Origin of the sequence: Streptomyces sp. NPDC051636, from assembly GCF_044453765.1 — a bacterium.
In the GTDB taxonomy this organism is placed as follows: Bacteria; Actinomycetota; Actinomycetes; order Streptomycetales; family Streptomycetaceae; genus Streptomyces.
The window spans coordinates 1-13,518 of the sequence record NZ_JBITDA010000059.1 but is presented as its reverse complement, the minus strand read 5'-3'; the positions used below and the strand labels follow the sequence as shown (position 1 = coordinate 13,518).

The following is a 13,518-nucleotide window of genomic DNA, read 5'->3' as shown; positions in this document are numbered from 1 at the left end:
GCTACGACAAGACCGCGACCATCTACCTCGCCGGACTCCACATCGCCGGCATCTTCCTCTGGTCCGCCCGATGATCCAAACGAAACCGCCTAGGTAGTAGGCGGTTTCGGAGATTTCCGAGCGGAGCAGGTCACCGGGGCGCGGGTTGAGGATGATGTGCGACCCGGCGGACAGGTGGGTCAGGTCTTGCGACGTCGTATTGCGGTACCAGGCGAGGCGGTCCGCGTCCCGGGAGCGCGCGGCCTGTTCGGCGCCTTCGAGCAGGTGGTGGGCCACGGCGTAGTCGAGGGCGGACGAGCCGAGGCGGTTGCCGAGTACGGAGGCGATGCGGCTGGTCCGGAGGTGCTGGTGGTCGATGATGTCGCCGAGGGTGACCAGGGCTTCCGGGGAGAGGGTGCTCATCTGGGCTCCAGGGGGTGGAACGGGGGCCGGACCCGGCTGGTCCGGCCCCCGTGGCAGTCAGGACGTGGTGGTGGGCTCGGTGGCACCGGGCTCGGCCGTGGTGGCAAGCCAGGTCTCGGTGGCCGCGTTGGAGGTGTGCGCGGTCGTGCGCACCGTGTCGCTGTCGCGCAGGGACGCGACCGCCTCCAGGAACTCGTCGAACGTGTTGTCGTCTGCCACTGCTCGCTCTCTCCTCGTGATGGGGCCGTGGGTTGTTTTGAGGGCGGGTGCGGGGCGGGCCGCGGGGTCCGGTCATGGCGCCGGGGCTCCCTAGTCAGAGACGAAGAGGGTGAGGAACTTGCGTACGCGGCCGATGCGGACAGGCTCGGTGCCGTGGACGAGCTGGCTACCGAAGACCACGAGCGTTCCGGGAGCGGGTGAGACGCTCCATCGGGTGCGGGGCATGGCGCGAAACCAGGGCGAGGACATGTCCGTCCCGTCGTGTACGAAGCGCATTCCCGGGGCGTAGCCCGACTCGTTCGGCGCCTCGTCGGCGGTCCAGGGGGCGTCGCTGCCTGTGGTCTCGACGTAGAACGCGCCGCCGGTGTCGTGGGTGTCGGTGAGCGTGACCGTGGCGGCGGCGATCTGGCGGGGCCGGGCGAGCGGATCGGGGGCGATGCCGTCGGCGTGCGGGGTGATGTACTGGCCGGCGGCGTACTCGAGATAGATCCACGGTCGGTGGCCGGTGACCGACGGCAGTGTGCGGGTGATGACAGCCATGTGGTGCTTCAGGGCCTGGTCGAGGAGGGTGGTCGCCTCGTAGGGGATCTCGGTCATCTCGACCCGGCCGGCCGGTTCGTAGACCTCCTGTGCCTGGGCGGGGGAATGACCGGGGATCTCGTGGATCGTGGTGCGGCGGGCCGTGCCGTACCGGTCGCGACCGAGGGAACCGAGTTCGTCGTCCATGACGCGGTTGAGGCGCTCGATCTCGGTCGGCGCGAGGAAGCCCTCGACGGTACGGATGGACAGCGTCTCGGCGATGTGGATCACTGCTGGCCTCCGTCGGTTGGACCAGCGTCGGCCGTGCAGCCGCAGTTGGTGGACGGCGGAGCGGGGGGTGTCTCGGCCAGGGCCTCGGTGAGGACCTTCACGGCTCGGTCGAGGTCCCGGAAGTACTCCGTAGACGTGGCCTCGGCAGCCGGCGCGAGATGGAGGTCGAGCGTTGGATACACCCGGCCAGTGGTGCGGCACGTGAGCTCGCTGCGGCCGAGAACCAACGAGCACGTCCTGGGCAGAGAGGACTCGGCGCGGCCGGCGACGCGGCACAGGCGCGCTGCTGTCCGTGCGTGCTCGACGCGGTCGCGCGGCAGGATGCCGACCGAGAGGAAGCGTGGCTCGGCTTCGGGAACGCCGTCGTAGGCGTGGCCCTGGCAGCTGTCGTAGGTGACCGTGCCCCAGCCCGCGGTGAGTACCTCGACGACCGGGCGGACGCCGGGCTCGATGCCCTCGTACCACTGGGGGTGGTGTGGGTCGAGATCGTCTGCCTCGTGCACGCCAGGGAGGCCGACCGTGTTGATGTTGCCGTGGGCGCTTGCCTGGAGGCGCGCGGGCGGGCGGAGAGCGGCGGGGTCGTCCCACCGGGCAAGGAACGCTGCGACGTGGTGCATGTCGTTGGGGTGGACGGGCCGCCAGCGCAGCCGGGAACAGCGCACACCGGACGGGTGGTCCGGCTGGGCGAGGAGGGCGGCGACGCCGTCGATCAGGCGCATGCGGTGGGCGCAGTACGCGTCTTCGTCGCCTGCGGCAGCGAAGCGGAGGCGGACCGCCGGGCAGCCAGCGCCGCAGGTGTCGCGGTAGTCGCAGGTCATGCACTTCGTGACCAGGGAGCGTGCCTGTCGGAGCAGGGGAGAGCTGTCCTGGGCGTCGGCGACGTCTGCCTCGGTGTGTACGTCGCCGAGGGAGGCGAGCCCGGCCTGCGGCCAGGGCAGCTCGTCGCAACTCCCGAGGCGGTCATCGGGATAGAGGGTCAGGATGTGGTCGCACTTCAGGTCGGAGAAGTGGCAGGAGCGGGTTCGCAGGCCCTTCAGACGGCGGATAACAGAGACGACGGGCTCCAGCTTGACGCGGCGGAACGTGCCGCTGGCGACCCAGCGGTGGGCGGTCTCCAGGACGAAGTCGGCGTACTGCCGCGGCGTGACGGCCCAGTCGGGGCCGGTGGGGCCGATCGCCCGTCGCTGGAGCGTGCGGCTGGCCGGCGTACGGGATCCGACGACCGCGGTCGACCGGGTGACCGTCGCGTCGAAGCACGGCACCAGGTTGACCGTCGTCACGGCCGGGAAGGCGGCAAGATTGTCCATGACCTCGAAGGCCCGGCCGAGGACGTACGGGGTGACGGCGCAGATGATGCCGACTTGGCGGTCCCGACGGCCGAGGAGCTTCAGGGCCTCGACCACTCGGGGGTACGTGGGGCGGCCGTCGTAGCCGACGCGCCAGGAGTTCCCGAGTGCGTCGCCGTCGAGGGAGAAGCCGATCTCCAACTCCGGGTAGTGCCGGTCGAACAGGTCCAACCAGGCGTCGTCGAGCTGGAGGCCGTTGGTCTGAAGGCTCACGCGGACGACGTTCGGCTGTGCGGCGAGCGCGTCCAGGATCTCGGCGATCCGCGCCCGGCCCGCGGTAAGGGGTTCTCCGCCGTGGAGTTCGACGCTGAGCGGACGTCCGGAGAAGATCGAACCGAGTCGGTGGACCTGCGCCGCGTTGATCCGGGCGCCGCCCGGTGACTCCTTGCGCTTCTCGAAGCAGTACAGGCAGTCGATGTCGCAGGTCTCTCCCCGGAGCTTCAGGATGACGGAGACCGCTGTGTCCAGCCCGGTGCTCGACAGGGGGGCGTACAGACTCTCCAGGTCGGTGGGTGAGGTGCGGGTGACGGGCATCAGAGGACTCCCGAGGAGAAGAGGCGCCGTTTAGGCGCCATCGGTGGAGACCGCGGACAGCCACCCGAGAAGCTGTCCGCCGGTGATGGGGAGGTGGACATCGCTGCGGCGCAGGAACCACCCGTCGGCGTACCGCTGCGGCAGCCAGCCGGCGTCAGGGGCGCCCAGATTGGGCGGCTCCTGCACCGGGTCGTCGACGGGCCAGCAGTCCAGTAGTGCTCTGGTCACACGTCGCTGAACCGGGCGGAACCATTCCCACGTCTCCGCGCGGGCTGTGCCGATCGGGAGACGCGACGGTGGCCCCTGGGCGTCGGCGAACAGCGGCAGCCACTTGTCGCCCAGGACCGGATGCCCGGCCGCCGCGCACTCGAGCGCGGTGAGGCAGGTCTCCAGCTTCTGACACACGACGCGGGCAGGTTCGGCCAGGCCGTCCTCGACGAGACCGGTCAGGTCCTCGGCGAGACTCGCCGCGACTTCGGCCTGGTCGGCGATGGCCCAGCGCCGGTAGCCCTGGCGCTCTCCGGCATCGAGGACCGGCTTCCAGCGCCCAGAGCCGTAGGCGAGGGCGGTACGCAGGCACATGAGATCGCGCATCGAGGCGCGCACCCGACGGAACGATCCGAGGTCGTCGCGGCGGACGTCGAAGGATCGGAGCAGGTGACGGAGTTCCTCGGTCCGCTGCGGCGCCGTCGCGTGGAGGTCGACACGGACGCCGTCCACGACGCACGACTCCCACACCGGAAGGTCGCCGTCCACGATGCCGCGCAGGTCGATGTCGCTGGCCGCGTGGGCGAAGCCGCAGGCGAGCGCTCCCTCCAGCCAGACCTCACGAGCTTTGCCGGAGACGAGCAGCTCCCGGGCGACTCTGTCAGCGATCTCCCGCCGCAGCTGTGCCGATGGGTTCACCGGCGGCCTCCTTCGATCAGGGTCTTGTCGTCGGCGGTGATCTCCCTGAGGAGATCGATGGCCCATCGGTCGAGCACGCCGCGCACGTCCGCCCGTTGGGCGCCAATGTGGGGCGAGACCAGGAGGTTGAGCGGCGCCGTAGAGCCGGCGAGGAGCGGAAGATGCTCCCGCTCGACCGAGTCCAGGGCGAGACCCGAGAGTCCACCGTCCGCCAACGCCCGCAGGCAGGCGGCGACATCGAGCGTCTCTAGCCGCCCCGCGCAGATCAGCAGGGGCCGGTGCGGAGACACGCGTGCCAGGAACTCCTCGCCGATGAACTGCCGGGTCGTGGCACGCAGCGGCAGAGCGACCACGTGCACCTGCGACTGCTCCACGAGCGCTGCCTGCGACAGCTCCCGCAGACCGGGAGGGTTCGACGGCCACGCGGCGTAGGCCGTGCGCGCCACATGCGGAGCGAGGGCCCGGCCGGCAGCCAGCCCCACCGGGCCCGCGCCCCAGACGCCTGCGGCCAGCGTGCCGAGCGGCACCCCCATGCACGCCTCCTTCTCGTGCCTGCCGAGCAGAAGCGCGTGCTGCCCCAGGGGGATCCGCCGGGCCAGGGCGAGAGCAGCGGCGAGAACCCACTCGCCCACGGCGGCCGCGCTAGCGTCGGCGTTGCGGTGCAGCGTGATCCCACGGCATTGGAGGGCGCTCACGTCGATGTGGTCGATGCCGGAGCCGGTCCGTACGACGTGCCGCAGGCGAGGCAGCGCGTCGAGCTCCCGCTCGCCGAGTCGGACACCGGAACGCAGGACGACCACGGCCGTGTCGGCGGGCAGAGGCCAGTTCAGGTCCAGCAGATCGTGCACGACAACGCCGGGCAGCGCTCGGCGGATCGCACCCGCGTCCGCCGCCCCGCGCACCACGAGGATTGCGCTCATCCGAGGGACTCCGGCTTCTCGTACCGGCCGAAGGCCAAATCACCCTCGCCGACGACGACGGTCACGGGCGACGGCACGCCGAAGTACCCGTCGCAGGCGCGCTTCACCCCAGGGAGACCGGCCCAGGCCCGCGGATTCACCACCGGGTCCGCGTAGTCATCGACCAGCAACACGCCCGTCGGCACCAGGCGCGGGACGCAGTGCGTGAGCCCTGTGAGGGTCGACGCGTAGAAGTCGCCGTCCAGGTAGGCGAACGCGATCTCGTCGGGCAGTTCCGTGGGAAGTGTCTCGTCGAACCAACCCGGATGGATGACCGGCGCCGGCCTGCCCCAGGCGGCGTGCGTCGTCCGCACGTCATCCGGGGACGACCAGAGCTCGCCGGCCGCCAGGTGGTCCGAGTCCTCGACGCCGGGCACGGGCATGCCCTGGAAGGAGTCGTAGACGTGGATCTCACGGTCGCGGTCGCCCAGTGAGTCCAGCACGCTTCGGATCCACAGGGCCATCGCACCCCGGTAACTGCCGAGCTCGACGACTGCTCCCGGCAGACCGCGGGCGGTCAGGGCGGCAAGCTCGTCCGCGATAACGCGGAGCCGGTCGGCACAAACTGTCCCGGAGTGCTCCCGCAGCAGCCAGTCCCGCAGATCCTTCAGCGTCGGATCCATGATGGTCACCACCTGTCCACGAAGGGGTCGGCGAGCTCCTCGCTCAGTGCCGCCAACAGCGGGCGGTTGATCCGGGGCAGCAGGTACACGTCGCCCAGACGTTCCAGCGGAACCCACTCGACGCCCACCTGGTCGGGGTCCGGCGGCTCCGGCATACGCGGTTCGGCGTCGTCCACCTGCTCGGCGAGGAAGTTGAACTGAACCTTCTGCACGTCCCCAAACTCGCCCTTCCACGAGTCGGGGACGTACTCGACGACGCACAGCAGACGGCGCGCCACGACCTGGAGACCGGTCTCCTGGGCGACCTTGCGCGTCACAGCCTGGCGCAGGTCCTCGCCGACCTGGGCCTTGCCGCCCGGGAGGTTGTAGTGGAACCCTGACTCGTCGTCGTACGACAGCAGCAGGACCGCGCCGTCGCGCACGATCATGGCCTTCACGGAGACGCTGATCCGGGGCAGCTCGGGTATCAGACGCATGACAGCGCCTCCGGCTCTCCGACACGCATCAGGTCGCCGACCTCCGCGAGAGCCCCCGCGACGGTGGAGCGAAAACTCCCTCCGCGCTGGAACTGGCGGGCAGCGGCGCGCATCCCCGCGAGGGCGGCCCGGCTGAGCTGGTTCGCGTAGATGCAGAGGCGGAAGCCTGCCTCTCCGAGCTCGGCCGCGCTGAGGTCGGGGAAGGCGGTCGGCACGCTCACCAGCGGCGCACCGTGGTTCCACGCCTGTCCGATGGCCCGTGCCTCCGTCCCTGTCGCGTCCTTGGAGTGGATGAGCACCGCGTCAGCTCCGGCCTCGGTGTACGCCTCAGCTCGGGCGATCGCCGCGGTCAGGTCCTCACCGGTGATCAGGGCCTCGGTGCGGGCCACCACCACGAGGTCGTCGCCGACGACCTTCCGTACGCGCTCCACCTGCTCACACAGCAGGTCCCGGTCGCTGAGAGCCTGGGCCCGGTGGGCCGCGAAACTGTTGCACTTCGGGTACGCGCTGTCCTCGACGCACACTGCCGCGGCACCGGTGCGCAGCAGGTCGTAGGCGAACCGCTCCGCCGTGCGCACCGAACCGCCCGCGTTGTCTATGTCCACGATGACGGGCAGATCGGTGACACGGCCGAGCGAGGCGACAACGTCGGCCAGGTCCCGAGGGCCCAGGACGTTGGCGTCTGGCAGCCCGGAGGCCGCGGACACCTCCAGGCCGCTCACCCACAGGGCGTCGAAGCCGGCCTCCGCCGCGACGTGCGCGGCGAGCGCGTTCACCGCGCCGATCGCCAGCAGCGGGTGATTCCGTTGGTTGTCATTGAGGGCGTCGCGCAGGCGCAACGCCTTGGTGCCGTCAGTCATGGGTCTCGCCTCCTTCCCTGTGGGCGGCAAGCGGCGGCACCAACTGCCGTTCGCGCAGCACGTCCCAGGCAGCGAGCAGCACCTCGGACCGGGGCCGGCTGGCGTCCAGACGGACCACGTCGCCAAGGAGCGGAAACTCGTAGGGCTTCGTGACTACGGCCTCGTAGGTCTCGCGAACCCGACTCTGGACGTCGTGCACGTCCCAGTCGGCCCGGACGGCGTCTCCCTGCCGGCCCTGCGCGCGGCTCATCGAGGCGTCGGTCTCCAGGTCCAGGACGAGCGTGAGATCGGGTGCCACGGTGAGCCGCGTGGCCAACGCCCCGTACGTCTCCGACACCTTCATGGCGTGCTTCACCGCGAAGAAGGCCAGCTCGCTGAGCAGCCAGCGGTCCGCGATCACGGGGCGGACCGGCCGGTGGGGGAGAACGAGGCGTTCCAGCGTGGCCTGCTTGTCCGCGGCGATCGCGGACAAGTAGGAGTCGCGGTTCGCGGCGTCCGGCTGGTACTTGCCGCTGACGATGGCGCCGGCCTGGTAAGGGGCGAGGAAGTTGGTGGTGAGCACGCACAGCGGGGTGACGCCATAGAGCCCCTCCCACAGCCGGAACAGGCCCTTGCGCAGCGTCGTCTTCCCGGTGCCGTCGAGACCCTCGACGACGATGAACGGATAGCGCTGGTTCATTCGACCTGCCCCGCCCCCGTGCCGCCGGCGTATTTGGTGAAACGACCCCGCCAGCGGGCGGTCGTGGACACCAGGTCCACGAGCCGCAACTCCGCCAACTCGTCGACGAGGCGGGGCAGCTCGGGCTCCACGCGGATGCCGGCCTCGATGGCCCGGCAGTACGCGGCGCGGAGCGCCGGGTCATCGTCGGAGTCACGCAGCGCCGCCTCCAGCACCCGCGCGGCCATGCCGTGGGCGACGACGCGCACCGCGGTGATCAGTGCCTGCTCATGGAGCTGGTCCGGGTGGGGCTCCAGCGTGATGTGGTGCACCCCGCGGTGGCGGATGACGGTGAAGAAGCCCACCCACCACGCGGCGGCGCCGCTGACGGCGGTCACGGCTTCGGACCAGGCCGCCCCGGACTGCCCTGCGAGGATGTCCTGGGCTGCGGCGTCGGCGGCGCGCTGAAGCACTCCTCGCCGGTCCCGCGGCTCCGATCCGTACCGCCAGGGCAGTTCCCACCAGAAGTCCAGCTCGGCGCGCTTCAGCAGTGCCAGCAGGGAGTCGCCGTCCTCCGGCAGCGGAGACGGGCGCTCGGCCAGCGCAAACACGTCGGTGCCGGGCAGGTCCGGCAGTGCCTTCCCCTCGGCGACGACGGTCCGCCATTCGTCGAGATGGAGGTGGAACCGCTGGGTCAGCAGCCCGTCCGCCAGCGTCTGCCAGGCATGGGCCAGCGGCGGCGAACCCGGCGGCCGGGAAGGCAGGGTCAAGGAGGTCACAGGTCGGATCCTCACGTCTGGGGAACCGCGGCATGCGGCTCCGATCGGTGGTGTCCTCCACGATGACCGTCACGGAGGCTCGCGCTTATGAGCGTTTATGAGCCCTGCCCGCGTAAGGTGTCCGACCGTTCGCGTGGCGCGGGAGAATGCCGACCATGGTCGACAGCGGACAGCGCCGGTGTACGCGCTGCGGTGCCCTTCTCAGCCGCTTCAACGCCGGTACCAGATGCGCCTCGTGCCAGGGCGGGTCTGCGGCACGACGGGCCGACCCTGCCTTCTGGCGCGATCCGACCGTCCGGCGAGCCGTGGCTGCCTGGGAACTCGGCACCGTCGTCAAGCTGTTCAGGAAGCACACGGGCCTCTCCCAGGCCGGCGTGGCACGGATGGTCAACATCGACCAGGCCGAGGTCAGCAGACTCGAACGCGGGCTCAAGCAGATCCGTGACCGACGCCAGTTCGTCCAGTGGACCGACGCCCTCGGAGTTCCGAAGGAGCTGCTCGGGCTCCTGCCCACGGCCGATCCGCACGTCCCGGACTCGCAGGGCCGGACCGGAACGGCGGACACCCGAGCCCATGGGTACGCGGCGCTGCCCGAGGGGCCGGGCCAGCTTCTGTTACCCGCCGGCCGGTCCCTCTCGACGACGGCGCTTCCCGTGCTGACTCTTCCCGCGGCCTCCTTCCTCGGGGACAGCCTGATGCTCGACTCCCGTCCGGAGCTGGGTGCCTGGCGCACCATGCCCATGCGCGCGCTGATCGTTGCCAACCGCACCGTGGACGGGACGGTCCGGCAGTTCGTCACCGACGCCCGACCGAGCGGCGCACGCGCCGCCGCCTCCGACCCGGTCGACATCCCCGCCGCGTACGAACTGGACGATCTGACCTACGGCATCCTGTGGGCCGTGTCGGGATTCGAGGCGGCACTCCTCGGTGACGACCAGGCACTGCACGCGCCGCTGGCGTCGCTCACCGCCTCACCAGGCTCGCCGGTCGCCTCCGATCAGGCCCTGACCGACGTCTCCCGGATGCTGATCGGCTCGGAGACCTGCGCCCGGTACATTCTGGGCCACCGCGACCACCTGGGCGATTCGCCCGTCTTCTGGACCAGGGAACAGCGCGGCGAGGAGGCCGCCACGTGGCTGTTCTTCCGCCACAAGTACCAGTACCTCGAACGAACGGCACCCCGACGTCCAGGCGGTGCCAGCGGCCGGGGGTTCTGCATCCCGGAGACAGCGGTCGTCTCCTCGCCCGCGTACGAGCGCGTTCTGCTCTTCCTCGCTATCGCGCTCATGGAGTCCTTCGGCATCCGCACCTGGGTGACCGACGACGGAGGCTTCGCTCACACCGACGGTTTCGCCCTCTCCCCCGGGCGCCGGGCGGTCATCGCCTCATGGGTACGGACGGAGGGGGGAATCCCACCTCGCGGTCACCGCGCGGCCGGGAACCCTGCGCACGTTCGCCGACGTGACCGGCCATGTCAGCCACCACTCGGCCACGGCGGCCGAGCAGGCCGGACAGCGCCTTGCGGCAACGGCGGAGTACCTCAGTCTCGACGCCTCCTGGCTCGGGCGGCGGTGCGCACAGCTTTCAGCCGTCGACACGGAACGGCTCGCGCGGCCGCGCAGCCGGTTGCTCGGCCTCGAAGGGCTGGACGCCGCCTGCCGGTTCGTGGCCGAGCAGCTGGTGATCGTTCCGCGTACCCGGACGGCGCCGACCCGATAGCCTGCGTGAACCACTCGTGAGGCCGCGCTCAGCGAGGTCCGGACAGGGGAGCAGGGATATGACGGTGTCGGTCAGGAACGTGGCAGTCTTCTCCCTCGGCGGCACGATCGCCATGACCACGGATCCCACCACCGGAGGCGTCGTACCCGCGCTCTCGGCCCACGAACTGCTCGCCGCGGTACCCGCCCTGGCCACGAGCGGCATCGGCCTCAAGGTGCGGGACTTCCGGCGTCTGCCTGGGGCCTCCCTGACGTTCGAGGACCTCACCGCACTGTCGGCCGCGATCACGGCGGAGCTGGAAGCCGGAGACGTCGACGGCGTCGTCATCACCCAGGGCACCGACACCATCGAGGAAACGGCCTTCCTCCTCGACCTCTACCACGGCCACGAGCAGCCGGTCGTCGTCACGGGCGCGATGCGCAACCCCACCCTTCCCGGCGCCGACGGCCCGGCCAACCTCCACGCCGCCGTGCTGGCCGCCGCAGATCCCAGCCTCAAGGGCGCCGGCTGCCTCGTCGTGCTCGGCGACGAAATCCACTCGGCCCGGACCGTCCGCAAGTCCCACACCACCAGCCCCGCCGCCTTCACCTCACCGGCGTGTGGCCCGATCGCGCGGGTCGCGGAGAACCGGGTGAGGTTGGTGGGCGGCTTGCCCCAACGCGGACCGCTGGTCGGCGCCCCCACTCGCGAGGCGCGCGTCGGGCTCTACACCGTCACCCTCGGCGACGACGGCGCCCTGCTCGACCTGTGGGACGGCAGCTGCGACGGACTCGTGGTCGCGGCCTTCGGCGTCGGACACGTCCCGGAGCGTCTCGTCGAAGGGCTCACCAAGCTCGCGTCCCGCATCCCCGTGGTCCTCGCCTCCCGCATCGGCAACGGCCCTGTCCTGTCCGACACGTACGGCTTCCCCGGCTCCGAGAAGGACCTCCTCGGCCGAGGGCTCATCGGCGCCGGAGACCTCAGCCCGTACCAGGCGCGACTCCTGCTGCACGCCCTGCTCACCCAGGGAGCCGACGGGGCGGCTGTCCGCGAGACCTTCACCACCACCGCCTCCGCCCGCTGACCCACCTCTTCAGGAGACACCCGCAGATGCGTGCTCATGAGCTGACCGTAGGCCGTACCTTCGGCGTCACCTTCGACCACGGAGAGGACTTCTTCGAGGCACTGTCCTCCTTCTGCCGGGACAACGGCGTACGACAGGGCTACATCCCCTCGTTCATCGGAGCCTTCGCGGAGGCCGAGATCGTGGGCGCCTGCGAGAAGCTGGCGGACCCGGACGCGCCGGTCTGGGCGAAGACGTACGTCACCAACGTCGAGGCGTTCGGCGCGGGTACCCTCGCCCACGACCCCGCCACCGGCGAGATACTCCCGCACATCCACGTCTCCGCCGGCCTGAAGGCCCAGTCGGCCGACGGCAGGACGAGCCACCTCCTCAGCGCCAAGGTCCAGTTCCTCAGCGAGCTGCTGATCGTGGAGGTCACATCGCCCACGATGACCCGGCCCCGGAACCCCGACCTCTACGACGTTCCGCTGCTCACGTTCGGCTGACCGGCTGGAGTCTGCGAAGCCAGGGGTGACCGGGCGCGATCACCTTGATCGCGCCCGCCAGCCAGGCGCGTGCCGGAGCGTCCAGCAGCGGCAGCACCGCCTCAAAGTCGGTCTCGTCCTTCTCCCGGGTCGCCTTCGCCTTGTAGAAGAGCTGCACCTCGGGCGCGAGATACGGGATACCCGTCTCGCTCGTTCGCCCGAGCCGGTCGATCGGTAGCCGGATCGCCGCGTCGCGCCGCGAGACCCACTGGGTGCCCTCGGCCTCGTCCAGCATGAGCTGGATGGACCAGGGCGCCACCGGCGTGCGGCGGCACCAGATGTCGTGGAGCGGCGGCTGAAGGACCTCACCGGGGCGCCACGGTCGCAGCTCCCCCTGGCCGGGCGGGTCCGCCACGTGCAGGTCCCAGTCGGCCAGGAGATCACGTACGAGGGCCTGGTCGCGGCGGAGGACGAGGACGTCGAGATCGCCGTGCGGGCGCAGTTCACGGCCGGCAGCGAGCTCGATCGCGTATCCACCGGCGATCCACCACGGGAAGTCCGCCTTGGCGAACACCGCGGCCACATCCTCGGGGCGGTCCGGCACCCATCGCCCCAACATGTCAGCACTCACCCGTCCATACTCTCAGTGACCAGACGGGCGAAGGCGAAGGTCGGCGGCGGGTCGGAGGTCTGGCCTGGGCTCCTGGCCACCCGTTTGCCCCGCGCTCATAAACGCCCATGAGCGTCAGGGGCAGCAGCGGCCATCGTTGAGTGCGTGACTCGCGACCGGCCTCGTGGCTGGGGCTTGAGCCACGATCCTCCCGGGTTCGCACGCACCCGAAATCAGGGCGCCTCCTGCGGCAGTACGCCTCTCAGCGGCGTATTGCCGCACGTCCGCCCCGCCCACGTAGGAGCCCCGGGAGAAGGCAACCGACGTCACCACAGGAGGTCCGCCACCCGATGATCAGTGCGCCGTCCGCCGCTCCCGGCCTCGTATACCGCTGGACCGACAACACCATCAACCCGACGGGCGAAGCCCGCGCGGTACTGCGACGTGTTCTCAAGGGTCTGGGCCTGCCCGGCGCCGTCATCAGTGACGGAGTCCTGGCGGTCTCGGAGCTCGTGGCGAACGCGCACGAGCACGCGTGCGGCCCGTACGAGGTGCGCCTGCGCTCGGCCGCTGGGATGTACATCTGCGAAATCCACGACGGGGATCCTCTCGTCCCCTCGGACCTCTACCTCGCGGCCGCGCCCTCGTGGGCAGCCGTCACGACGGGGGCAGTGAGCCAGCTGCTCGCAGAGCGGGGACGGGGCCTGCGCATCGTGAACGAGTTGGCCCAGGGACAGTGGGGGTTCCACGTGACGGACTGCGGGGCCAAGGCCGCCTGGGTCGTGTTGGCCGCGGCTTCGGGGCCGATGGCGACTCGCGGCAGCCAGACCTGATGATCCTCAAACCATCTGGGCGGCCTGGCGTACGAGTGGAACGCACGCCCTGATCCAGGTCCGACGATAGTGCCTGAGGGCCACGGTACAGGCGGGCCGAAGAGCGGATCCGGCCACTTCGAGTGCTCGCGCGGTCCGGATTCGAGTGGTTCTTCCCGTCATCGATTCCTAATGGAGATGTCAAGCGGCCAGTGTGACGGGCGGTATTGGGCTGTAGCACCGTCCGTCACGCAAGAGAGCCCACAGAACATTGACGC

General features: G+C 70.5%; 16 protein-coding genes. 4 read left to right on the top strand and 12 right to left on the bottom strand.

Annotated elements, in window-relative coordinates; genetic code table 11:
- The 11 genes from ACIBBH_RS41570 to ACIBBH_RS41520 form a co-directional block, all read right to left on the bottom strand.
- Positions 1 to 402 (bottom strand): hypothetical protein (locus ACIBBH_RS41570; protein WP_399414063.1); only part of this gene is annotated, 402 nt, incomplete at its 3' end.
- Positions 403 to 459: 57 nt separating this feature from the next.
- On the bottom strand, positions 460 to 621 hold the full coding sequence (locus ACIBBH_RS41565) for a hypothetical protein (RefSeq protein ID WP_399414061.1): 162 nt from the start codon (positions 619 to 621) through the stop codon (positions 460 to 462).
- 90 nt (positions 622 to 711) lie between these two features.
- On the bottom strand, positions 712 to 1,431 hold the full coding sequence (locus ACIBBH_RS41560) for a 2OG-Fe(II) oxygenase (protein ID WP_399414059.1): 720 nt from the start codon (positions 1,429 to 1,431) through the stop codon (positions 712 to 714).
- Positions 1,428 to 3,311, bottom strand: coding sequence for a radical SAM protein (locus ACIBBH_RS41555; RefSeq protein ID WP_399414057.1), 1,884 nt, complete (start codon positions 3,309 to 3,311; stop codon positions 1,428 to 1,430). Before ACIBBH_RS41555 ends, ACIBBH_RS41560 begins: the two co-directional genes overlap by 4 nt.
- A gap of 30 nt (positions 3,312 to 3,341) precedes the next feature.
- Positions 3,342 to 4,217, bottom strand: coding sequence for a hypothetical protein (locus ACIBBH_RS41550; RefSeq protein WP_399414055.1), 876 nt, complete (start codon positions 4,215 to 4,217; stop codon positions 3,342 to 3,344).
- Entirely contained in the window at positions 4,214 to 5,137 is a 924-nt protein-coding gene (locus ACIBBH_RS41545) for an NAD(P)-dependent oxidoreductase (RefSeq protein ID WP_399414053.1), read from the bottom strand. The genes ACIBBH_RS41550 and ACIBBH_RS41545 overlap by 4 nt, the downstream gene beginning before the upstream one ends.
- Positions 5,134 to 5,799 (bottom strand): TylF/MycF/NovP-related O-methyltransferase, encoded by a 666-nt coding sequence (locus ACIBBH_RS41540; protein ID WP_399414051.1) that lies wholly within the window; start codon positions 5,797 to 5,799, stop codon positions 5,134 to 5,136. Before ACIBBH_RS41540 ends, ACIBBH_RS41545 begins: the two co-directional genes overlap by 4 nt.
- Before the next feature lie 5 nt (positions 5,800 to 5,804).
- The gene (locus ACIBBH_RS41535) at positions 5,805 to 6,275 is read right to left on the bottom strand and encodes an NUDIX domain-containing protein (RefSeq protein WP_399414050.1); all 471 of its coding nucleotides are present in this window, start codon (positions 6,273 to 6,275) and stop codon (positions 5,805 to 5,807) included.
- Complete coding sequence (locus tag ACIBBH_RS41530; RefSeq protein ID WP_399414049.1) at positions 6,266 to 7,135, bottom strand: isocitrate lyase/phosphoenolpyruvate mutase family protein; 870 nt, start codon at positions 7,133 to 7,135, stop codon at positions 6,266 to 6,268. Before ACIBBH_RS41530 ends, ACIBBH_RS41535 begins: the two co-directional genes overlap by 10 nt.
- Complete coding sequence (locus tag ACIBBH_RS41525) at positions 7,128 to 7,814, bottom strand: dTMP kinase (protein WP_399414048.1); 687 nt, start codon at positions 7,812 to 7,814, stop codon at positions 7,128 to 7,130. Before ACIBBH_RS41525 ends, ACIBBH_RS41530 begins: the two co-directional genes overlap by 8 nt.
- On the bottom strand, positions 7,811 to 8,572 hold the full coding sequence (locus ACIBBH_RS41520) for a hypothetical protein (protein WP_399414046.1): 762 nt from the start codon (positions 8,570 to 8,572) through the stop codon (positions 7,811 to 7,813). Before ACIBBH_RS41520 ends, ACIBBH_RS41525 begins: the two co-directional genes overlap by 4 nt.
- 305 nt (positions 8,573 to 8,877) lie before the next feature.
- Here ACIBBH_RS41520 and ACIBBH_RS41515 point away from each other — a divergent pair, with 305 nt between their 5' ends.
- From ACIBBH_RS41515 to ACIBBH_RS41505, 3 genes are read left to right on the top strand one after another with little or no spacing between them, the layout of a single operon-like run.
- Positions 8,878 to 10,311, top strand: coding sequence for a helix-turn-helix domain-containing protein (locus tag ACIBBH_RS41515; protein ID WP_399414044.1), 1,434 nt, complete (start codon positions 8,878 to 8,880; stop codon positions 10,309 to 10,311).
- 38 nt (positions 10,312 to 10,349) lie between these two features.
- Positions 10,350 to 11,354, top strand: a complete 1,005-nt coding sequence (locus tag ACIBBH_RS41510; RefSeq protein WP_399414042.1) for an asparaginase — start codon at positions 10,350 to 10,352, stop codon at positions 11,352 to 11,354.
- A 26-nt stretch (positions 11,355 to 11,380) separates the two neighbouring features.
- Positions 11,381 to 11,839 (top strand): PPC domain-containing DNA-binding protein, encoded by a 459-nt coding sequence (locus ACIBBH_RS41505; protein WP_399414040.1) that lies wholly within the window; start codon positions 11,381 to 11,383, stop codon positions 11,837 to 11,839.
- On the opposite strand, the gene ACIBBH_RS41500 is transcribed toward ACIBBH_RS41505, so the two are convergent.
- Positions 11,826 to 12,437: a nucleotidyltransferase domain-containing protein gene (locus ACIBBH_RS41500; protein WP_399414065.1), complete on the bottom strand. Its 612-nt coding sequence runs from the start codon at positions 12,435 to 12,437 to the stop codon at positions 11,826 to 11,828. The genes ACIBBH_RS41505 and ACIBBH_RS41500 overlap by 14 nt on opposite strands.
- A 341-nt stretch (positions 12,438 to 12,778) precedes the next feature.
- Between ACIBBH_RS41500 and ACIBBH_RS41495 the strand changes: the two genes are divergently transcribed.
- Positions 12,779 to 13,261, top strand: coding sequence for an ATP-binding protein (locus ACIBBH_RS41495; protein WP_399414038.1), 483 nt, complete (start codon positions 12,779 to 12,781; stop codon positions 13,259 to 13,261).
- Positions 13,262 to 13,518 lie beyond the last annotated feature (257 nt).